The sequence below is a fragment of the Nocardioides sp. 1609 genome (assembly GCF_004522105.1).
In the GTDB taxonomy this organism is placed as follows: Bacteria; Actinomycetota; Actinomycetes; order Propionibacteriales; family Nocardioidaceae; genus Nocardioides.
The window spans coordinates 271,221-290,513 of sequence record NZ_SPUJ01000006.1 but is presented as its reverse complement, the minus strand read 5'-3'; the positions used below and the strand labels follow the sequence as shown (position 1 = coordinate 290,513).

The following is a 19,293-nucleotide window of genomic DNA, read 5'->3' as shown; positions in this document are numbered from 1 at the left end:
CCTTCCGCTCCTCGCACGCTCATCCGAAAGGCCGGACCGTGTCCGAACCGCTCCTCTCGGCCCGGGGGCTCAACAAGAGCTTCGGGCCCGTCCACGTCCTGCACGACGTCGACTTCGACGTCTACCCCGGCGAGGTCACCGCGCTCGTCGGTGACAACGGCGCCGGCAAGTCGACCCTGGTGAAGTGCTTCGCCGGCATCAACTCCATCGACTCCGGGCAGATCACCTTCGAGGGCCAGGCGGTGACCATCGCCGATCCCCGCGCAGCCAGCGCGCTCGGCATCGAGTTCGTCTACCAGGACCTCGCGCTGGCCGACAACCTCGACATCACCCAGAACATGTTCCTCGGCCGCGAGATCCGCACCATGGGCATGTTCCTCGCCGACGGTCAGATGGAGCGCAAGGCGCGCGAGACCCTCGCCAGCCTGTCGGTGCGCACCGTGTCGTCGGTGCGTCAGCAGGTCGCGAACCTCTCCGGTGGCCAGCGCCAGACCGTCGCCATCGCCAAGGCCGTCCTGTGGAACAGCAAGGTCGTCTTCCTCGACGAGCCGACCGCCGCTCTCGGTGTCGCGCAGACCCGCCAGGTCCTCGACCTCGTGCGGCGGCTGGCCGACCAGGGCCGTGGCGTCGTCCTGATCTCGCACAACATGAACGACGTCATGGAGGTCGCCGACCGGGTCGCCGCACTCTTCCTCGGCCGCGTCGCCGCCGAGGTCAAGACCACCGACACGAGCACCACCCAGATCGTCGAGCTCATCACGTCGGGCCGCACCGGCGACCTGGGCCTCAGCAAGGCAACCGCGAACGAGGTCATGTGATGAGCACCGAGACCCCCTCTCCCAGCCTCGACAAGCCCGAGCGCGCCGGCGAGTTCTCCCTCGACGTCGAGGAGCGATCCATCGGCGGCGCCCTGACCGGCTGGGTCACCAAGCTGCGCACCGGAGACCCGGGGGCGCTGCCGTCGGTGCTCGGCCTCGTCGTGCTCGGCGTGATCTTCATGCAGGTCAGCGAGGCGTTCCTGACGAAGTACAACATCGGCAACCTCCCCGGCCAGGGCGTCTACATCGCGGTGATCGCGATGGGCCTGGTCTTCGTGCTGCTGCTCGGCGAGATCGACCTGTCGGCCGGCACCGCCGGCGGCATGTGCGCCGCCCTCGCCGCCGTCGCGGTCTTCGACGGCGACCTGAAGGACGGGCTGCCGTCCTTCATGTACTGGGCGCTGATCGTCGGGCTGCTCGTCGCCATCGGCCTCGCCGTCTGGGTCCACGCCTGGTCCGCCGCGGTCGTCGTCCTGGTCGGGCTCGTGCTCGTCGCGACCAACCAGACGCAGCACCTGGTGCTCGCCCTCGTGGCCGCCGTCTGCATCGGCACCGCGATCGGGGTGGCCAACGGCATCCTGGTGGCGAAGGTCGGCATCCCCAGCTTCGTCGTCACCCTCGCGCTCTTCCTCGCGTGGCAGGGCGTGCTCCAGTTCGCCCTCGACGGCCGCCCGGTCAACACCTCCAACTACGACTTCTGGCACGACCTGACCTACGGCACCCTGAGCCCGACGCAGAGCTGGATCTTCACCCTGGTGGTCGTGCTGGGCTACCTCGCCTTCACCCTGGTCACGGCCCTGCGCGCCAAGGCCGCCCACCTGACCCACGACGCCGTCAGCCTGGTGCTGCTGCGCGGCGGCATCATCGCCGCGGTCGGCATCGTGCTCACGGTCCTGGCCAACCAGAACCGCAACCCCAACCCGCGCTCACGGCTGGTGATCCAAGGGATCCCCGTGGCGGTCGTGATCGCCGTGCTGCTCATGATCGCCTGCGCGATCGCCCTGACCCGGACCACCTGGGGCCGGCACCTCTACGCCACCGGCGGCAACGCCGAGGCCGCCCGGCGCGCGGGCATCGACGTCGTCCACATGAAGGTGACGGCGTTCGCGCTGTGCTCCGCCTTCGGTGCGATGGGTGGCGTGCTGCTCGCGTCGTCGCAGTCGTCGGCCTCGCTCGACCTCGGCTCCGGCAACGTGCTGCTCTTCTCGGTGGCGGCCGCCGTCATCGGTGGCACGTCGCTGTTCGGTGGTCGGGGCAAGCCGCGCGACGCCATCCTCGGCGCCCTGGTGATCGTCATCATCCCGAACGGTCTCGGCCTGCGTCCGAGCCTGGGTGCCCAGTGGCAGCAGGTCATCACCGGCGTCGTGCTGCTCCTCGCCGCCGCGATCGACGCGGTCTCGCGCCGCAGGGCCCGGCGTTCCTGAACGAGGCCGACCCGACGGCGTCAGGCCGGTCCACCGCGACCGGCCTGACGCCCGCGGTGCTCGTGGTCACGCACCCGGTCAAGCGGCGCCAGTTCAGCCCGGAGAACGACTGCAGCCGATCAGCGCTCGGGGGGCGGGGCCACCGAGCGGACCCACATGCGCGCGATCTGGTCGACGCACGAGTCGTCGAGGCGGTAGAGCGTGAGGGAGAAGATCACGGCGGTCCCGAGGGCGGTGCGCGCCACGAGGTAGTCGAGGTCGGGATCGATCTCGCCACGGTCCAGGCCCCGCTGCCAGATCGGTCGCATGTACACGTCCGAGGACCCGCCGACGGTGTCCTGGAACACGCGGTTGGCGGTGTCGTCGGCGATGGCGCGTCCGACCTGTGGGCCGAGGGTGGCCCGGATGGTCGGGGTGTTGACCGTGGGGACCACGCCGCGGACCACGGCCTGGATGTCGCCCAGCAGGCTCCCGGTGTCGACCGGCTCGACGGGGATGGAGGCGCGGGCGTTGACCGCCATGACGACCTCGTCGCGGTTGGCGAAGCGGCGGTAGATGGTGGGCTTGCCCACCCCGGCCCTCTCGGCGATGGCCTCCATCGTCAGGCCGGCGTAGCCGTGCTCGGCGATGAGGTCGTCGGTCGCATCGAGGATCCGTTCCTCGATGAGCGGGTCACGCGGGCGCGCCATGGGTCCTCCTGGTCGTTGCAGCCATCGTCCACCGTGGGTGGTGGGCCTTCGTGGTCGGGCATGCCGACAGCGGCCGGACCCGAGGGGTCCGACCGCTGCGGTCGTCGCTGATGGTGCTCAGCCCTTCGTGACCTTGCCGGTCGCGGAGGACGTGCGTTCCACCGAGTTGTGGCCGGCCAGCGCACCGGTGACGCGGACCCGGATCTTCTTGCCGCGGTCGGCCTTCTTGACCTGGTAGGTCGTCTTGGTGGCCCCGGCGATCGGCTTGCCGTTCCGCAGCCAGCGGAACGTCAGCGTGGCACCCGGCTCCCACGAGCCGGCCTGGGCGACCAGCTTGGAGCCGGCGCGCAGCTTGCCCTTGGTCTTCTTGGTGATCTTGGGCGTGGCCGCGTCGACGGTGAACCAGCGCTGGACGTCGTGCGCGACCAGGGTGGGCTTGCCCTCCACGAGGGTGCGGTAGACGACGTGGTTGCCGACGGCGACCAGGGCCTGGGCGCTGCCCTGGTTGCCCGGGACGACGTCCTTGACCTGGTCGGTGCCGCCGGCGGACCCGTTGCTCACCCACGGCTCGGTGCCGGTGGCGGCGGTGTCGCCCCCGAAGGCGACGAAGCGGCCGCTGGCGACCAGCGGGCCCACGACGCCGTCGTCGGTCCCGGCGCCGATCTCCTCGACCTTGACGGTGCCGGACTCGGTGCCGTTGGAGGTGTAGAGCTCGCGGCCGGAGCCAGGTGCCTCCGCGGTGAAGTACGCCCGCCCCGCGACGTCGACGATGTCGGCGGGGGTGCTGCTGCTGCCGGGCGCGATGTCGCGCACCATCGCGGTGGTCGCCGCGGTGCCGGCGGTGGCGAAGAGCTCACGTCCCTTGCCAGGCTGGGTGCCGGCGTAGAAGACCTTCGACCCGACGCGCGTCAGGTCGGTGATGGTGCTGTTGTCCGGACCGGGGGTGACGTCCTCGACCAGGACGGACCCGGCCGGGGTGCCGTTGCTGCGCCACAGCTCGCGGCCCGCGCCGAACGTCGAGGCGGTGAAGACGACGGTGCCGCCGGACAGGTGGGTGATCTGGTCGGGGGTGCTCGACGACCCGCCCGCCACGAGGTCCAGGAACTGGGTGCCGCCGTCCGTGCCGTCGGTGCGCACGAGCTCGGTGCCGGTCCCGGCGGAGAAGGCCCGGAAGTAGGCGACGCCGTCGGCCGCGGTGATGCCGGACACGGAGCTGCCGGAACCGCCGGGCGTCAGGTCGTCGACGAGCTCCGTAGTGGCAGCGGTGCCGCGGCTCGACCACAGCTCGGCCCCGTGGACCCCGTCGGAGGCCTTGAAGAGCAGCCGGTCGCCGAAGGCGGTCAGCTCGCCGGGTGCGGCGCCCAGGGCGCCCGGGAGGACGTCCTCGACCATCGAGGTGCCGGCCGCCGTGCCGTCGGTGACCCACAGCTCCCGGCCGGCGGCGAGCGTCGTGGCCACGAAGTAGACCCGCGAGCCGACCCGGGTGAACTCCGCCGGCGTGCTGTCACCGGCGCCGGGGACGAGGTCCTTGAGCATCGTGGTGCCGGCGGGGGTGCCGTCCGAGATGAACGGCTCGAGGCCGCCGGTCTCGGCCTCGGCGGCGAACAGGAACCGGTTGCCGAGCACGGCGATGTCCTGGGTGGCGCTCATCGTGGTGAAGGTCTTCACGACGGTGGGCGAGGCGTTGCCGTGGGCCGACGCCGGCGTCGCGCCGGCGGTGACGGCCAGGGCCGCCAGCCCGACGGCGGCGGCGCACATCCCCGCCACGGTGGGGCGGGGGTTCTGGTGGTGGTGCATGGTGTCTCTCTCCTGAGGTGGTGTGTCGCATGTTTAGTTACGTGTCGTAACGTAATGGAACTGAACCAGGAGTGCCAGCGTCGATCCGACTGGTCTGGACCACCTGCCTCCACGACGCTGCGGCGCCCCTGCCCGGCGGGGTGGACCGGGTGCCCCGCGCAGTCCGTACCTTCGGTGCATGACCTCCGAGCAGCACGAGCCCGAGACCACCGCCGACACCACGCCCGCCGGCGACGTCCCGGGCACCGAGGGCGGCAACCCCATCGCCGGCGTCGAGATCGACGAGGCCGAGCTCGAGCAGGCGGTCGAGCCCGACGACAACGCCTTCGAGGTCGACGGGCCCCAGGCGGGCCACGCCTGAGCGTCGCCGTCCGAGGCGCCCGCCGGGGACGTCTCACCTGCAGGGGCGGAGCCACCACGCCGCGCGGCGGCCACAGTGAACGGGTCGTCCTTCCACCCCGAGGAGCCCGCGCAGATGACCAGCGATCCCGACCTGCTCGGCGAGCGGTACGAGCTGGGCGTCCCGCTCGGCCGCGGCGGCATGGCCGACGTGGTGCGTGCCCACGACCGGGTGCTCCACCGCGACGTCGCGGTCAAGCTGCTCCGCGAGGTCGGTGACGTCGACCGTGAGCGCTTCGCGAGCGAGGCCCGGTTGCTGGCGATGCTCAACCACCCGAACGTCGTCACCGTGCTCGACGCGGGCGTCGCGGGCGACCGGCCGTGGCTGGTGCTCGAGCTGGTCGCCGGGGTGCCCCTCGACGAGCTCCTGGGGCGCGAGCGGCTCGAGCCCGCGCGGTGGGCGGCGATCGGGACCGGGCTGGCCTCGGCCCTGGCGCACGCGCACTCCCACGGCATCGTCCACCGTGACGTCAAGCCGTCGAACGTGCTGCTCGCCGCGGACGACCGCCCCAAGCTCACCGACTTCGGCATCGCGCGCCTCGCGGGGTCCGAGGCGTCTCTGACCCTCACCGGCCACACCATCGGCACCGCCGCCTACCTCGCGCCCGAGCAGGTCGCCGGGGACGCCGTGTCGACCCCGGCCGACGTCTACGCCCTGGGGCTGGTCCTGCTGGAGGGACTCACCGGGCGTCGGGAGTACGACGGGCCGCCCGTCGAGGCCGCACTCGCCCGCCTGCAGCGCGCGCCGCTGGTCCCCGCGTCGCTGCCGCCGGGCTGGGCGGGCCTCGTCTCGACGATGACCGCGCGCGAGGCAGCCGACCGTCCCTCCGCCGCGGAGGTCGCCCTCCGCCTCCAGGTGCTCGCGGGACGTGCCGCAGAGTCGGGCCCCACACCGGTCACCGCCCCGATGACCGCCCCGATCGCCGCCCCGGTCGCTTCCTCGATCGCTGCGCCGGCCGCAGTCCCGGTCGCAGTCCCGGTCGCCGCCCCGGTCGCCGCCACGGCGGTGATGGGCGCCCCCGCTGGGCGGCCGGAGGCCCGTCGCCGCCGGGTCGCGCTGGTGGCCGTGGCCGGCGTCGTCGTGCTGCTCCTCGCCCTGGGCTACCTCGTGGCGGCGGGAGGCGGCGACGGTGAGCCGAGCGCCGAGTCGCCCGCGTCGTCGTCGCCGCCGTCCGCGTCGGTCCCGACGACGACCGGAGCCCCGAGCCCGACCGGCACCACCACGCCGCGGGCGCCGACCGCGGGGGCGGGCGGGGCGGCGCGCCCCCCGTCGTCGTCCTCCGGCGCCGCCGACGCGAAGCCGACGGGCAAGGCCACGTCGAAGGGCAAGTCGAAGGGCAAGGGCAAGTCCAAGGAAAAGGACAAGTCGAAGGGCAAGGGCAAGTCGAAGGGCAAGGGCAAGTCGAAGGGCAAGTCCAAGGGCAAGTCGAAGGGCTAGTCGACGGGGGGCCCCGGGGGCTGAGCTCCGCCGAGCCGCCGACGGCCCGGCCGCGGTCAGCGGTCCGGCAGCAGCACGTAGACCTTGCGCAGGGTCTCGGTGACCGTCCAGGTCGTGCGGTCGCCGGCCCGCAACCGGACGACGGCGCCGGGCTGCAGCGCGAGCTCGCTGCCGTCGTCGTCGAAGCGCACCGTCCCGCGGCCGGCGAGGACGACGAACAGCTCGTCGGCCTCGACGTCGACGTCCGTGCCGGGGGCCGCCTCCCAGATGCCGGTCTCGGGAACGCCGTCGCCCAACGTGGCGGACGCGGTCGGCATCGGCCCGCTGCCGGCCCCGACGGCGTCGGCGGCGAGCGGCGCGCCGAGCGCGTCCGGGGTGAGCAGCCGCGAGGCGGCGAGCGTGGACGGTGCGGGCATCGGGGTCCTCGGGGTCAGGGGCTCAGGTGTCGTCGGCCGACACGCGGCCCGGGTGGCCGTGGCCGAAGCCGTGGTGCACGCCCCACAGCACCGCCTGCGGCCGTCGGGTCACGCCGATCTTGCGGTACGCCGTGCGGATGTAGGTCTTGACCGAGTTGATGCTGAGGTACAGCCCACGGGCGATCTCGTCGTTGCTGAGCCCCTCGGTGATCATCTGCAGGATGTCGACCTCGCGCGCCGTGAGGCCGTCGACGACGCGGGTGCGGCCGCGGGCCGTCGTGTCCGTGGTCGTGCTGAGCACGAACGACGTCCGCTGCCCGGCCTGCACGGCCCGCAGGGCGTGGAGGATCCGGGCACCGGAGAGGTCCTTCGAGAGCAGGCAGCGGGCCCCGTGGGAGCGCGCGGTGGCCTCGGTGTCGCCGCGCACCGACCACGAGAACCCGACGAGCGCCGGCGTGGCGGCGCTCGCCCCGTCCCCGAAGCCGGCCGGGACGCCGTGCAGGGGGTCGTAGAGGACGACGTCGACGGTCGACAGCCCGCGCACGGTGTCGGGCAGGTCGACGACGGTCACGTCGGGGTCCGCGGACCGCAGCAGCGCCTTGACGCCGGCGACGACGACCGGCGCGTCGGGGGCGACCGCGACCCGGAGGGCCCGGCGCGGGCTGGTCGTGGGGACGACCTCAGGAGGCATGGTGGACGATGCCGGCGCGTTCGAGCTCGACCTGGGGGGCCGAGCCGCGCCGGGCGTGCAGGACGACGCCGGCGTGGCCGGTCGGGTCGGGAGCCGGGCGAGCGACGAGGTCGGCGAGCAGACGGAGGCCGCCGGCCGAGAGGTCCGTGACGTCGCTCAGGTCGATGTCGATCGGCTGGGTGCCGCCGCGCGAGGCGAGCAGCAGCGCGTAGGTGATCTGGTCGACCTCGTCGTGGCCGAAGAAGCCGGCAAGGCGGACCGAGCCGAGCCGGACCTGCTCGACCTCGAGCACCGGCGGCGCGACCTGCAGCAGCGGGACGGGCGCCCGCTCGATGACCACCGGGCGCGACAGGCGGTGGCGGAGCCGGGCGTGGGTGCCGTGCTCGCCGGACGTCAGGGTCATGTCGTCGACCAGGCCCGCGGCCATCGCCAACCCGCGCCCACGGGCGACGTCGTCGGACGGCACCCGCCACCGGCCGTCGTCGGACACGTCGACCACGATCTCGCCGCTGGTCGCGTGCGTCGCGTGCAGCACCACCCGTCCCGCGGACTCGCCGGGGAGGTGGGCGTGCTCGACGGCGTTCGTCACCAGCTCGGTGGCGGCGTGCACGAGGCACAGTGCGTCCATCGCCGGTGCGCCGAGCCGGGTGAGCCAGTCCTCGAGCGCGACCCGCGCGCGTCGTCCGGTCGTCGGGTCGAGGGAGAGGTCGAGGTCCAGGTCGGCGGTGCGCGCCGCACGGCGCTCGGCCGCGAGCACGGCGACGGCACCGCGGGTCTGCGCCGCCACGGTCGGGCGGGCCACGGCCGAGCAGGTCGCGGCGGCATCGCCGACGACGCGGGCCCGGTCGAGCAGCGCGGTGACGTCGTCGGCCGAGCCCGACGTGGACGCCGGGGTCTCGGGCGAGTCGAGCAGCACCAGGTCGCCGTCGCCGAGGCGGTGCTCGCCGACGACCGGTCCGTCGAGGGTGCCGAGCGCCCCCGAGCCGGTGCGGGGCAGGCGCACGCTGGTGCCGTCGGCCGTGGCCACGACGGGCGCCTCGTGGCCGGCGGTGACGTAGGACAGCGAGCCGACCTCGGGGTCGAGCAGCGCGACGACCACGGCGGTGCCGCGCGCGTCGCGGGTGTGCCGGGCGTGGAGGTCGGCGAGGCCGAGCGCGGCGGCGACGTCCTCGTGGCAGAGCAGGCCGGCGCGGAGCACGGCGCTCACCCCGCCGGCGGCTGCGCCCGCCTCGAGCCCGCCGCCGGGCACCTGGCCGATCGACAGCGCCACCCGACCGGAGCGGAGCACGGTCACGTCGAACCAGGCGCCGGTCGCCTCACCGGTGTCGGCGCCCACCGAGAAGTGGGCTGCGACGTCGAGCGTCGGCAGCACCGGGACGCCGGTCGGCAGAACGACGTCCTGGAGCGCGGCGATGAAGTCGTCGAGGTCGTCCTCGTTCACAGAGCCCCTTCCGGTGAGGTGGCCAGGTGGGCTCTCTCGCGAAGATGCACCTCGGTCACGGTGCCAGAGGTGCGGTGAGGGAGGTTCACCCCCTGGGTTGGTCGTGGGCCGCGTATCCTCGTCCCGTGCTGACCGGTCCCTTTGCAGTCGAGTTCGACGAGTCCACGCGGACCCTGACGGTCAGCGGCGAGGTCGACGAGGCCACGGCCGTCGCCCTGCGCGACGCCATCGACGCCGCCACCGCGACCTACCAGCGCTCGGTCGTGGTCGACCTGAGCGCGGTCGGCTTCCTGCCGAGCGTCGCGGTCGGCGTGCTGGCCCAGGCCGTGCAGCGGGCCACCGGGGCCGGCCACCCGATCGAGCTCCGCGCCGAGGCGGGCTCGATCGCGCAGCGCGTGCTCGAGGTGTGCGCGTTGCCGCACCGCGTGGGCTGACCGGCTCACCGGACCGCCCCGTCCGGCGCCGACGGGTGCAGCGTCAGCACCGCGATGTCGTCGTGGGGCAAGCCCGCCTGGTAGTCGACGACGGCCGCGACGACGGCCGCACTGACCCCGTCCGGGTCGCTCGCCCGGGACCGGACGACGTCGCGGACGGCGTCCTCCCCGAACAGCTCGCGGCCCCGGCGCGCCTCGGTGACGCCGTCGGTGAGGAGGGTGACGAACTCGTCGGGTGCGAGCCGGTGGGTGAACGTCGTGAAGAGCGGGTCGTCGAGGAGCCCGACCAGCGACCCGGGCCTGCCGAGGTCGACCAGGGTCCCGTCGCGCCGGCCGAGGATCGGGAGCGGGTGCCCGCCCGCCGCGCCGGCGATCGACCAGCCGGCGTCGTCCTCGGTGAGACGGAGCAGGACGGCGGAGCAGAACCTCTCGGTCGGCCGGGCGTGCAGGGCGCGGTCGAGGGCGTGCAGCAGGTCGGCCGGGTCGGCGACCTGCATCGCGAGGTCGCGCACCGCGTGCCGGATGAACGCGGTGACGGCCGCGGCGCGGACGCCCTTGCCGGCGACGTCGCCGAGCACCACCACCCAGGTGGACGGGCCGACGTTGAAGACGTCGTAGAAGTCGCCGCCGACCTCGTCGCCGTCGCCGGCGGGTCGGTAGACGGCCGACACCTCGAGGCGCGGGATGGCCGGCGGGACCGGCGGGATGAGCGTCTGCTGCAGGGTGCGGGCGAGCTCGTCGGCCTGCTGCCGCGCCTCCTGGGCCTCACGGGTCGCCCGCAGCAGCTCGGTCTCGTAGCGGCGGCGCGCGGACGCCCCGAACAGCACCACCCGGATCGACGCGCGCTCGCCGGTGCGGTCGAGCACGGCGTTCAGCAGCACCGGGATCCGTCCGCCGTCGGCGACGACGTCGAGCGCGACCTCCTCGACGCGGCCGTTGAGGTCGAGCATCGGCATCAGGTGCGTCTCGCTGTAGATCCGACCGGCGACGGTGAGCAGGTCCGACCAGGAGCCGGCCAGGAGGGTCTCGCGAGGGCGGCCCAGGAGCGTCACGAACGCCTCGTTGACCTCGAGGACCCGACCGTCGAGCCGGTCGAGGACGGCGTAGGCCGCCGGTACCCGGTCGTGCCGGCTCCCGCCGGCCACGTCGCTGGCGACGGTCACGGGCTCACGAACCCTCGGATGGCGGCGATGGTCTCGGCCGGCGCGCTCAGGTGGGCGCAGTGCCCGCTGGTCTCGATGATCTCCAGCCGCGCACCCGGGATCCGGTCCCGGACGAACGCGCCGGCCGACAACGGGGCGATCGTGTCGTGGCGGTTCTGGAGCACCAGCGTCGGCGCGGAGACCCGGGCCAGGTCGTCCCGGTTGTCGCCGAGGAACGTCGCCGTCGCGAAGTCGTGCGCGATGTCGGGTCGCAGCCGGCAGAAGCTCGCGTCGAGCACGCCGCGGTCCTCGACCAGCTCCGGGCCGGGCATCACCAGTCCGGCCAGCGGCTGCTGCCAACCGAAGGTGTTGCTGTCCATCAGGTCCAGGAGCTCGTCGATGTCGGACGCGGCGAACCCGCCGACGTAGTCGTCGTCGTCGACGTAGCGCGCCGAGGGACCGAGGAGCACCAGGCGGGCGAACCGGCCGGGGTCGGCCACCTGGGCGAGGACGCCGATCATCGCCGACACGGAGTGGCCGACGAAGACGACGTCGCGCAGGTCGAGCTCCTCGCAGATCTCGAGCACGTCGGCGGCGTAGCGGTCGAGGGTGGCGTAGGCCCGAGGGTCGTACGCCGTCAGGTCCGAGCCGCCCGCGCCGACGTGGTCGAACAGCACCACGCGGAACTCGTCGGTGAACGCCGGCGCCACCCGGCTCCAGACGGCCTGGTCGCACCCGAACCCGTGCGCGAAGAGCATCGGGGCGGCGCCGTCCGGCCCGGTGACCGAGACCTGGTGGCGCGCGACGACTGACACCGCCGCAGCGTAGCGGCGACAGGCGGGGCAGCGCCCGGCCGCGGTGCCGGACCTCGACCGCGAGCCGGCACGCGAGGGGCTCCGGGCGGGGTGCGACACCAGCGGGACGGCGGTGACCCGTGCGGCGGGAGGTGGTAGGACGTGGTCATGGGTGCCGGCGGGGTCTATCGCGCGCCGATGCGCTCGCGCGTCGTCCCGGACGACGGGCGCCGGGCCGTGGGTCGGGCGCTGGCCCTCGACGTCGTCGGCGTCGGCGGCCGACTGGGTGCCCCGCCCGACGGCCTCGGCAGCGCGGTCGCGGCGGTGGCGCTCCGCCACGACGAGCGGACGGCGGCGCGGCTGGAGCGGTTCGCCGCCGTCCCCGACGGCGCGGAGGTCTGGACCGTGGACGTCGACGGGGTCTTCCACCGCGGCGTCCTCACGGGCGGCTGGCGCCACGACCCGGACCCGGCCGCGTGGGACGTCGACCTGACCCACGTGCGCCCGTGCGCGTGGCAGGCGCAGGCGCCCCCGGAGGCCGTCCTGGCGGCGTTCGCCCGCGGCGGTCGCAACTTCCAGCGGGTGCGCCGCGCCTGAGCCCGGGGTCAGGCGATGATCGCGTCGCCGTCGCTCTCGTCGCGACCGGGGACCGCGCCGAGGAGCCGGTCGCGGCGCGCCGCGAGCCCGGCGACGGCGTCGAGGAACCGGGTGGTGCTGTCGCCCACCTGGAGGTCGTCGAAGTAGTGGTGGCGCATCGCGACGCGGGCCAGGTGGTGCTCGTCGTGCTCGAGCCGCGCGGCGACGAGCGCCGCGAGCCCGCCCACCTCGTCGTCGTCGACGACGTCGGCGCAGCGGCTGACCGGCACGTCCTGGCGCAGCCGGTCGGCGTCGCGGTGGCGGTCGGTGAGGAAGAGCGGCCTGTCGGTGCACAGGTAGAGCCAGTCGAGGCCCACCGACGACACGTCGGTCACCATCGCGTCGCAGTCGGGCATGATCGCGAGGATGTCGCCCCGTTCCACCGCGACGTGGCCGGCCGCCGGGTCGGCGGCGTTCGCGGCGGCCACGATCCGCAGGATCTCGCGGTGCGCGGCCCACACCGACGTCGTCGGGGTCGTGACGACCTTCGGGTGCGGCTTGTAGACGAAGCGAGAGTCGGGGACCGCGAGCAGGCCGCGTGCGATGTCGGGACCGATCGTGTCGACCGAGGTGTAGTCGTTGTAGTCGGCGTCGCCCTCCCACGTCGGGGCGTAGAGCAGGGTGCGCCGCGTCGACGGCGCCAGCACCGGCTCGGGACGCAGGTCGAGCTGCGGCCGCCCGATCCGCACCAGACGGCGGGTGTCGAACTCGAGCAGCCCGGCGACGTGTCGCTGCACCGCGGCCTCGCCGGCGACGAAGACCCGGTCGTAGGCCTTCGCGTTGTTGCTGGCCATCGACTGCTTGTCGCTCTCGCCATGGTTGACGTGCGCGTGCAGCCGGCGGCCGTCGATGAGCGACTGGAAGTTGAGGATCGAGTTGTTGCAGTAGAGGACGACCTTGGCGTTGAGCTCCTCGTAGAGCGCGGTGAGCTCGGGGAACGTCGGCGCGCACAGCACCGGCAGGCTGGTGCGCGGCGCCAGCACGTCGGCGGAGTCGGGGTCGCGCAGCACGATCGTCACCGGGTGCGTGCGGTGCAGCACCTCGAGCACGGGCAGCCACTGCACGAGCTGGTAGGTGCGCGTCGGGTCGTCGGCGTAGTAGGCGATGACGGCGACCTGTTTCACCCCGGGATTCTACGGCCTCGGGTCCGCAGGCGCGGCGAGCCGTCCGTGGGGACGGTGCCCGGGCACCCTCGAGATCACCTCAGGACGTCGGGCGCGGACTCGTCGTCGAGCCAGTCGCGGCCGTCGTCGTGCAGGTCGCGGTCGCGCGAGCCCGGCTTGCGGTCCTTGCCGCGGCCGCGGCCGCCGGCGCCGGCGGCGCCGGCACCGGTCCCGGAGCCACCGCTGCGACCGAGCGTGCCGGCCGAGCCCATCGGGCCGCCCGCACCGATCGGACGGACCCCACCGGCGGCGCCGGCCGTGCCCGCGACGGGTGCAGCGGCCACCCCGGAGCCGGACGTCGGCGCCATCGCCCCGAACGCGACGGGGGCGACGGGTGCGGCCGCGCCGGCGGCACCGCCGACGACGCCGGGGGAGACCCCCGACCCGAGCGGCGCCGCCGGGGCGGACGGGGCGGCGGGGGACAGGGACGACGGCCCCTGGGCGGTGCCGGGGGTGGTGAAGTCGGCGGGGTCGTCCCAGTCGGGGCAGTCCGGGTGGACCGGGGTGACCGGGGTGACGACGTGCGGGCCGTCGACACAGACGCACGGGCTCGCGCCGCAGCGCGGGCAGCCACTGACCGCCTGGCACTGGCACGGGTCGGACCCGCAGCGCGGGCAGCGCCGGGTCGGCGGCGGCGGGGGAGGCGTGGTCGGGGCCTGGATCGGCACCGAGCCGCGCGGCTCGTCGGCCCGGATCGACTTCATCACCGCGATGCCGTGGCGCAGCGCGGCCTCCTGCGAGTCGGAGGTGCTGGCGGCGGCCTGGTCGCGCTCCGCGACGTGGGCGCCGTTGTCGGGAAGCCTGCCGTCGATGTCCTTCTTGCGGTTCTTGGCCGACTTGGTCTCCTCGGCGAGCTCCCCGAGCGCCCGCGAGCCGCGACGCAGGTCCTGGGCGCCCTCCTCGAGCACGTCGGCGAGGTCGAGGAACGCGGCCTGCAGCGCCGGGCCGGTCTGCCCGCCGACGTCGACGTTCTGGATCCCACGCCGCACGTCGGACGACGCGGTGCGGAGCACCTCCGCGCAGCGGGCCCAGTCGTCGGCGTGCCGCTCGATGCGGAACGGGTGGGGTCGCTCGACCAGCTCGTGGAACCGGCCCTCGTTCGCCCCGGCCATCAGACCGCTCCGTCGATCGTCGCGACCCGACCGTTGATCTGGTCGAGGTAACCCTGGATGGTGTCCTCGACCCGGTTCAGCTCGTCGCGGTAGGACTGGAGCGACCCCGCGTGCTCCTCGAGCGCCTGGACCGAGGACAGCAGGGTCCGCAGGATCCGCTCGTGGGCGCCCAGCGTGTGGCGCGCCATCCGCTCCGGGAGGTGGCCACCGCCGAACAGGTCGCCCTCGACCTGTCGGGGGATGGACCCGCCGACGTTGCGCACGGTCTCGTCGACCAGGGCGATCAGGTAGCGGACGTCCTCCTCCTCGAGCCGGATCTCGTGCTGGCTCTGCTCGTACGGCTCCGTCGACGACCCCGCGGTGGACGCGGTGGTCGACGGGTCGGACGGCGGGGACGTCGGGGTCACCGCGACGGTCGGCGGGGTGGGACTGGTCATGGGCTGCTCCTCCTCGGGGCGTGCGAGGGCGACCTACCCCCGCCGGCGGTCCCACAAACGACGCGGACGCCGTCATCGGCGCCGGGCACCGGGACCCCGCCTGGGTCCGGTCCGGTAGACCTGGACCCGTGAAGACACGACAGATCGGCAACGACACCGTCGGGCGCCTGGAGGTCGGGGCCGTCGGCCTCGGCCTGATGACCTTCGACCAGACCGGGACACAGCCGCGCGAGCAGCTCCTCGACACCGTGCGGGCCGCGCTCGACGCGGGAGTCACCCTCTTCGACACCGCCGACGCCTACGGGCCGGCCGACGAGCTCGGGGCCGACGCGATGGGCGCCAACGAGCGCCTGGTCGCGGGCATCCTCGACGAGCTCGGCGTCCGCGACCAGGTGGTGCTCGCCACCAAGGGCGGGCACACGCGCACCGAGGACGGCGGCTGGGACCTCGACTCGTCGGCGTCCCACCTGCACGCCGCGGTCGACGCGAGCCTCGACCGTCTCGGGGTCGAGCAGATCGCGCTGTGGCAGCACCACCGGCCCGACCCGAAGGTCGACTACGCCGACGTCATGAGCACCCTCAAGGACATCGCCGACACGGGCAAGGTCGCGCGGATCGGGCTCTCGAACGCGAACCCCGAGCAGATCCGGCTCGCCCACTCGGTGCTCGGCGGGGCCCTGGTGAGCGTGCAGAACCAGTTCTCGCCGGCCTTCCGGTCCAGCCGTCCCGAGATCGACGTGTGCGAGGAGCTCGGCCTGGCCTTCCTGCCGTGGAGCCCGCTCGGCGGGCTGCGCAGCGCGAAGGGCCTGGCCGAGGAGCACCCGGCGTTCGCGCGCGTCGCCGCGGCTCGCGGGGTCAGCGCCCAGCAGGTGGCGCTCGCCTGGGAGCTGGCCCAGTCGCCGGTCGTGATCCCCATCCCGGGGGCGAAGCGACCGTCCTCGGTCCAGGACTCCGCCGAGGCCGTGCACCTCGAGCTCACCGCCGACGAGCTCGCCGCGCTCGACGCCGGCTGAGCGTCCGCGACCGGCTCCCGGTCCCGGGAGCCGGTCGTAGGCTCGCCCCGTGCGGATCGGTGAGCTCGCGGAGGCGACGGGGGTCAGCGCGCGGTCCCTGCGCTACTACGAGGACGTCGGGCTGATCGGGTCGACCCGCGCCCCCAACGGCTGGCGGCACTACGAGGCCGACTCGGTGGCCCGGGTGATCGAGATCCAGCACCTCTTCGCGGCGGGGTTGTGCAGCACGACCATCGCCACGCTGCTGCCGTGCCTGACCGCGCCGGACGCCGAGCGCACCGGCTTCCTCGAGGCGGCCCTCGAGGTCGAGATCGACCGGCTCGAGCAGCGTCGGCGCGACGTCGAGCGCGAGCTCGAGGTGCTCCGCGCGCTGCGGGAGCAGGCGGTCGAGCGCCCCGGCCCCGGCCCCGCCGCCCGACCGACCGGCTGACCCGGCCGGCTCCGGTCAGTCGCGGACGGCGTCGGTGGCGAAGCCGGCGCGACCGGTGCGCTCCTCGGGGGTCTCGGTCTCCTCGAACACGGTGATCTGCTGGTCGGCCGGGGCGTCGAGGCGGGCGTTCAGCGACCGCCACGGCGTCAGGACCGGACCGGCGACGTGACGCGCGCCGGCCGCGACCAGGCGGGCCGTCGTGGCACCGGCGTCGTCGACCTCGAACGCGAGCCGGATCGCGGCGGTGCCGCCGTCGGCGACGTCCTCGACGGCGTCGATCGCCCGGCGGTGCGCCGGCGACGCCAGCTCCAGCGTCGCCCGCCCGGCCTCGAGGATCGCCACCCGGTCCTCGCCGCCGGTGGCGAACGCCGCCGACTCCGGCAGGCCGAGGGCGTCGCGGAAGAACGCCACGGCCTCGTCGAAGTCGGGGACCTCGAGGACCACCCGGAGCTGTCGTACCTGTCCCTCGTCGGTCGTCATGACGCCAGGATCGCCCCTGACACCGGTGTGAGGTTCCAGTCCGCCGCCCGCTCAGACCGGCAGCCGGTCCGACCGCTCGGCCACCAGCGCGGCCGCGGCCGTGAGCCGCCACGCCTCGAAGGTCAGCTCGGCCAGCTCGTCGCGCTCGACGCCGTCCAGGTGGACGACGACCCAGCCGAACGCGCCGGCGGTGAACTGCACCTCGAACACGTCGGGCCGCTCGGCGACCAGGGCCAGCTGCTCCGACAGCTCCTGCTTGAGACCGACGGTCCGGGTGGGCTCCCACAGGTAGCCGAACGTGTACCCCGACACCTGGAGCCGGTGGTAGCGCGCGTGGTCGGTGCGGACGACCTCCGGCAGCTGGTGCACCAGGTCGAGGAAGTCGGCGATCCGGGACGGCACCCGCCCATGATGACGCCCACACCGGCGCCGACGTGCCGTTCGGGGGGACGGGGACCAGACTGGGGGCATGACGACGCGGGACATCACGACCTGGCTGACCGACATGGACGGCGTCCTCGTGCACGAGGAGGTGCCGATCCCCGGTGCGACCGAGTTCATCGACGCGCTGAAGGCGTCGGGGCTGTCGTTCCTGGTGCTGACCAACAACTCGATCTACACCCCGCGCGACCTCCGGGCGCGACTCCTCGGCAGCGGCATCGACGTGCCCGAGGACGCGATCTGGACCTCGGCGCTGGCGACGGCGCAGTTCCTGGCCGAGCAGCGCCCGCACGGCACGGCCTACGTCGTGGGAGAGGCGGGACTGACCACGGCGATGCACGACGTCGGCTACGTGATGACCGACCGCGATCCCGACTACGTGGTGCTCGGCGAGACCCGCACCTACTCGTTCGAGGCGATCACCAAGGCGATCCGGCTGATCGCCGCCGGCGCCCGCTTCATCGCCACCAACCCCGACCCGAGCGGACCGAGCCAGCACGGCCTGCTGCCCGCGACCGGGTCGGTGGCCGCCCTGATCAGCACCGCGACCGGCCGGACGCCGTACTTCATCGGCAAGCCGAACCCGCTGATGATGCGCAGCGCCCTCAACCGGCTCGACGCGCACTCCGAGTCGACGGTGATGGTCGGCGACCGGATGGACACCGACATCATCAGCGGCCTCGAGGCCGGCCTGCGCACCGTGCTCGTCACCACCGGCTCGACCCGCCCCGAGCAGATCGAGACCTTCCCCTACCGCCCGACCCAGGTCGTCGACTCGATCGCCGACCTGGTCGCGCTCGTCGGCACCGACGTCGAGCCGCCCGCCTGACCTGGACGACGCCGAGTCGGCGTTCGGATCGAGCACGAACGCCGACTCGGCGCCACCCGAGTTGCACCGAACGCCGACTCGGCGTTCTGGCAGGCTGCGCGCATGACGACGTACGACGTGGTGCAGGTGCGGAGCGCGTTCCCCGCGCTGGCCGACGGGCTGGCGCGCTTCGACGGTCCGGGCGGGTCGCTGGTGCCGCGGGAGGTGGCCGAGGCGATCGCGACCGCGATGTCGTGGGGGATGTGCCAGCGCGGTCAGCTGACCGAGCCCGAGCGACGGGCCGAGGAGACCACGGCCGGGGCGCGCGCGTCGATGGCGGCGCACGTCGGCGCCGACCCGCGCGGCATCGTCTTCGGTCGCTCGATGACGGCCCTCACCTTCGACCTGGCGCGCACCCTCGCGCAGGGCTGGGGTCCCGGCGACGAGGTGGTGGTGACCCGGCTCGACCACGACGGCGACATCCGGCCCTGGGTGACCGCGGCCGAGCGGGTCGGCGCGACGGTGCGGTGGCTCGGGTTCGACCCCGTCACCGCCGAGCTGGACGACGTCGCCACCGTGCTCACCGAGCGCACCAGGCTGGTCGCGGTCACCGGCGCGTCCAACCTGTTCGGCACCCGGCCGCCGGTGCGGGCGGTCGCGGAGGCCGCGCACACCGTCGGCGCGCTGGTCCACGTGGACGCCGTCCACCTGGCCGCGCACGCCCCGGTCGACCTGACCGCCCTCGGCGCCGACTTCCTCACCTGCTCGCCGTACAAGTTCTTCGGGCCGCACCTCGGCGTGCTGGCCGCCGACCCGGCGCTGCTCGAGACGCTGCACCCCGACAAGCTGCTTCCCTCGAGCGACGCCGTGCCCGAGCGCTTCGAGCTCGGCACCCTGCCCTACGAGCTGCTCGCCGGCGTGAGCGCCGCGGTGGCCTTCATCGACTCCGTCGGCGGGATGGCCGCGATCGAGGCCCACGAGGACGGCGTGCTCGGCCGGCTCCTGGACGCGTTGGCGGCGCTGCCGCACGTGCGGGTGCACGGCAGCCCCGCCCACCGGACCCCGACCCTGCTGCTCCACGTCGACGGCCGCACCGGCGACGAGGTGCGCGTGCGCCTGGCGGGTGAGGGCATCGTGGCGCCGAGCGGCAGCTTCTACGCCCTCGAGGCCTCCCGGCACGCCGGCCTGGGCGACGACGGCGGCGTCCGGGTCGGGCTGGCGCCGTACACGACCGACGGCGAGGTCGACCGGCTGGTCACCGCCCTCGCCGCCCTCGCCTGATCGGGACCC

The 19,293-nt window shown here is 74.1% G+C and carries 22 protein-coding genes; 10 read left to right on the top strand and 12 right to left on the bottom strand.

All coding sequences use genetic code 11. From position 1 onward, the window contains the following. Positions 1-38: 38 nt before the first annotated feature. Both E4623_RS18290 and E4623_RS18285 read left to right on the top strand, forming a co-directional pair. A complete protein-coding gene (locus E4623_RS18290) occupies positions 39-818 on the top strand; it encodes an ATP-binding cassette domain-containing protein (protein WP_134767988.1) in 780 nt (259 codons plus the stop codon). Next, entirely contained in the window at positions 818-2,242 is a 1,425-nt protein-coding gene (locus E4623_RS18285) for an ABC transporter permease (RefSeq protein WP_134767987.1), read from the top strand. Before E4623_RS18290 ends, E4623_RS18285 begins: the two co-directional genes overlap by 1 nt. Positions 2,243-2,361: 119 nt before the next feature. Here E4623_RS18285 and E4623_RS18280 read toward each other — a convergent pair whose 3' ends face one another. Both E4623_RS18280 and E4623_RS18275 read right to left on the bottom strand, forming a co-directional pair. Further along, positions 2,362-2,931, bottom strand: coding sequence for a TetR/AcrR family transcriptional regulator (locus E4623_RS18280; RefSeq protein ID WP_134767986.1), 570 nt, complete (start codon positions 2,929-2,931; stop codon positions 2,362-2,364). 117 nt (positions 2,932-3,048) lie between these two features. Further along, positions 3,049-4,728 (bottom strand): hypothetical protein, encoded by a 1,680-nt coding sequence (locus E4623_RS18275; RefSeq protein ID WP_134767985.1) that lies wholly within the window; start codon positions 4,726-4,728, stop codon positions 3,049-3,051. A 178-nt stretch (positions 4,729-4,906) separates the two neighbouring features. On the opposite strand from E4623_RS18275, the gene E4623_RS18270 reads away from it, so the two are divergent. Further along, positions 4,907-5,089: a hypothetical protein gene (locus E4623_RS18270; protein WP_134767984.1), complete on the top strand. Its 183-nt coding sequence runs from the start codon at positions 4,907-4,909 to the stop codon at positions 5,087-5,089. 114 nt (positions 5,090-5,203) lie between these two features. Further along, positions 5,204-6,565 carry a serine/threonine-protein kinase gene (locus E4623_RS18265; protein ID WP_134767983.1) on the top strand — a complete coding sequence of 454 codons (1,362 nt, stop codon included), beginning with the start codon at positions 5,204-5,206 and terminating at the stop codon, positions 6,563-6,565. 56 nt (positions 6,566-6,621) lie between these two features. On the opposite strand, the gene E4623_RS18260 is transcribed toward E4623_RS18265, so the two are convergent. The 3 genes from E4623_RS18260 to E4623_RS22790 are packed head-to-tail and all read right to left on the bottom strand — an operon-like array spanning position 6,622 to position 9,113. Beyond that, on the bottom strand, positions 6,622-6,981 hold the full coding sequence (locus E4623_RS18260) for a cupin domain-containing protein (RefSeq protein WP_134767982.1): 360 nt from the start codon (positions 6,979-6,981) through the stop codon (positions 6,622-6,624). Positions 6,982-7,003: 22 nt separating this feature from the next. Continuing rightward, positions 7,004-7,672: a response regulator transcription factor gene (locus E4623_RS18255; protein WP_134767981.1), complete on the bottom strand. Its 669-nt coding sequence runs from the start codon at positions 7,670-7,672 to the stop codon at positions 7,004-7,006. Next, positions 7,662-9,113, bottom strand: a complete 1,452-nt coding sequence (locus tag E4623_RS22790) for an ATP-binding protein (RefSeq protein ID WP_167736747.1) — start codon at positions 9,111-9,113, stop codon at positions 7,662-7,664. The genes E4623_RS18255 and E4623_RS22790 overlap by 11 nt, the downstream gene beginning before the upstream one ends. A gap of 125 nt (positions 9,114-9,238) precedes the next feature. On the opposite strand from E4623_RS22790, the gene E4623_RS18245 reads away from it, so the two are divergent. Next, positions 9,239-9,547: an STAS domain-containing protein gene (locus E4623_RS18245; protein WP_167736745.1), complete on the top strand. Its 309-nt coding sequence runs from the start codon at positions 9,239-9,241 to the stop codon at positions 9,545-9,547. 5 nt (positions 9,548-9,552) lie between these two features. Here the strand turns inward: E4623_RS18245 and E4623_RS18240 are convergent, their stop codons facing one another. Then, positions 9,553-10,710, bottom strand: a complete 1,158-nt coding sequence (locus E4623_RS18240) for a SpoIIE family protein phosphatase (protein ID WP_134767979.1) — start codon at positions 10,708-10,710, stop codon at positions 9,553-9,555. After that, positions 10,707-11,504 (bottom strand): alpha/beta hydrolase, encoded by a 798-nt coding sequence (locus E4623_RS18235; protein ID WP_209020748.1) that lies wholly within the window; start codon positions 11,502-11,504, stop codon positions 10,707-10,709. Before E4623_RS18235 ends, E4623_RS18240 begins: the two co-directional genes overlap by 4 nt. Before the next feature lie 147 nt (positions 11,505-11,651). Here E4623_RS18235 and E4623_RS18230 point away from each other — a divergent pair, with 147 nt between their 5' ends. After that, on the top strand, positions 11,652-12,080 hold the full coding sequence (locus E4623_RS18230; RefSeq protein WP_134767978.1) for a GAF domain-containing protein: 429 nt from the start codon (positions 11,652-11,654) through the stop codon (positions 12,078-12,080). Positions 12,081-12,088: 8 nt separating this feature from the next. Here E4623_RS18230 and E4623_RS18225 read toward each other — a convergent pair whose 3' ends face one another. The 3 genes from E4623_RS18225 to E4623_RS18215 form a co-directional block, all read right to left on the bottom strand. Next, positions 12,089-13,243 carry a CDP-glycerol glycerophosphotransferase family protein gene (locus tag E4623_RS18225; RefSeq protein ID WP_134767977.1) on the bottom strand — a complete coding sequence of 385 codons (1,155 nt, stop codon included), beginning with the start codon at positions 13,241-13,243 and terminating at the stop codon, positions 12,089-12,091. Positions 13,244-13,317: 74 nt separating this feature from the next. Further along, the gene (locus E4623_RS18220; RefSeq protein ID WP_134767976.1) at positions 13,318-14,394 is read right to left on the bottom strand and encodes a hypothetical protein; all 1,077 of its coding nucleotides are present in this window, start codon (positions 14,392-14,394) and stop codon (positions 13,318-13,320) included. Next, complete coding sequence (locus E4623_RS18215) at positions 14,394-14,831, bottom strand: hypothetical protein (protein WP_134767975.1); 438 nt, start codon at positions 14,829-14,831, stop codon at positions 14,394-14,396. Before E4623_RS18215 ends, E4623_RS18220 begins: the two co-directional genes overlap by 1 nt. Before the next feature lie 128 nt (positions 14,832-14,959). Here E4623_RS18215 and E4623_RS18210 point away from each other — a divergent pair, with 128 nt between their 5' ends. Both E4623_RS18210 and E4623_RS18205 read left to right on the top strand, forming a co-directional pair. Next, complete coding sequence (locus E4623_RS18210; protein WP_134767974.1) at positions 14,960-15,844, top strand: aldo/keto reductase; 885 nt, start codon at positions 14,960-14,962, stop codon at positions 15,842-15,844. A gap of 49 nt (positions 15,845-15,893) precedes the next feature. Further along, positions 15,894-16,274, top strand: a complete 381-nt coding sequence (locus E4623_RS18205; RefSeq protein WP_134767973.1) for a MerR family transcriptional regulator — start codon at positions 15,894-15,896, stop codon at positions 16,272-16,274. A 15-nt stretch (positions 16,275-16,289) separates the two neighbouring features. Here the strand turns inward: E4623_RS18205 and E4623_RS18200 are convergent, their stop codons facing one another. After that, positions 16,290-16,754 (bottom strand): VOC family protein, encoded by a 465-nt coding sequence (locus E4623_RS18200; RefSeq protein WP_134767972.1) that lies wholly within the window; start codon positions 16,752-16,754, stop codon positions 16,290-16,292. Positions 16,755-16,805: 51 nt separating this feature from the next. Further along, positions 16,806-17,156, bottom strand: a complete 351-nt coding sequence (locus E4623_RS18195; RefSeq protein ID WP_245155165.1) for an MmcQ/YjbR family DNA-binding protein — start codon at positions 17,154-17,156, stop codon at positions 16,806-16,808. Positions 17,157-17,223: 67 nt separating this feature from the next. Between E4623_RS18195 and E4623_RS18190 the strand changes: the two genes are divergently transcribed. Continuing rightward, positions 17,224-18,024, top strand: a complete 801-nt coding sequence (locus tag E4623_RS18190; protein ID WP_134767970.1) for an HAD-IIA family hydrolase — start codon at positions 17,224-17,226, stop codon at positions 18,022-18,024. A 102-nt stretch (positions 18,025-18,126) separates the two neighbouring features. After that, complete coding sequence (locus E4623_RS18185; RefSeq protein ID WP_134767969.1) at positions 18,127-19,284, top strand: cysteine desulfurase-like protein; 1,158 nt, start codon at positions 18,127-18,129, stop codon at positions 19,282-19,284. Positions 19,285-19,293: the final 9 nt, after the last annotated feature.

Bases quoted from the DNA above. Each gene is read 5' to 3' on its own strand.
- E4623_RS18270 (WP_134767984.1), top strand. From the start codon at position 4,907: ATGACCTCCGAGCAGCACGAGCCCGAGACCACCGCCGACACCACGCCC.
- E4623_RS18275 (WP_134767985.1), bottom strand. From the start codon at position 4,728: ATGCACCACCACCAGAACCCCCGCCCCACCGTGGCGGGGATGTGCGCC.
- E4623_RS18230 (WP_134767978.1), top strand. From the start codon at position 11,652: ATGGGTGCCGGCGGGGTCTATCGCGCGCCGATGCGCTCGCGCGTCGTC.
- E4623_RS18200 (WP_134767972.1), bottom strand. From the start codon at position 16,754: ATGACGACCGACGAGGGACAGGTACGACAGCTCCGGGTGGTCCTCGAG.
- E4623_RS18255 (WP_134767981.1), bottom strand. From the start codon at position 7,672: ATGCCTCCTGAGGTCGTCCCCACGACCAGCCCGCGCCGGGCCCTCCGG.
- E4623_RS18265 (WP_134767983.1), top strand. From the start codon at position 5,204: ATGACCAGCGATCCCGACCTGCTCGGCGAGCGGTACGAGCTGGGCGTC.
- E4623_RS18215 (WP_134767975.1), bottom strand. From the start codon at position 14,831: ATGACCAGTCCCACCCCGCCGACCGTCGCGGTGACCCCGACGTCCCCG.
- E4623_RS18220 (WP_134767976.1), bottom strand. From the start codon at position 14,394: ATGGCCGGGGCGAACGAGGGCCGGTTCCACGAGCTGGTCGAGCGACCC.
- E4623_RS18285 (WP_134767987.1), top strand. From the start codon at position 818: ATGAGCACCGAGACCCCCTCTCCCAGCCTCGACAAGCCCGAGCGCGCC.
- E4623_RS18260 (WP_134767982.1), bottom strand. From the start codon at position 6,981: ATGCCCGCACCGTCCACGCTCGCCGCCTCGCGGCTGCTCACCCCGGAC.
- E4623_RS18185 (WP_134767969.1), top strand. From the start codon at position 18,127: ATGACGACGTACGACGTGGTGCAGGTGCGGAGCGCGTTCCCCGCGCTG.
- E4623_RS18190 (WP_134767970.1), top strand. From the start codon at position 17,224: ATGACGACGCGGGACATCACGACCTGGCTGACCGACATGGACGGCGTC.
- E4623_RS18280 (WP_134767986.1), bottom strand. From the start codon at position 2,931: ATGGCGCGCCCGCGTGACCCGCTCATCGAGGAACGGATCCTCGATGCG.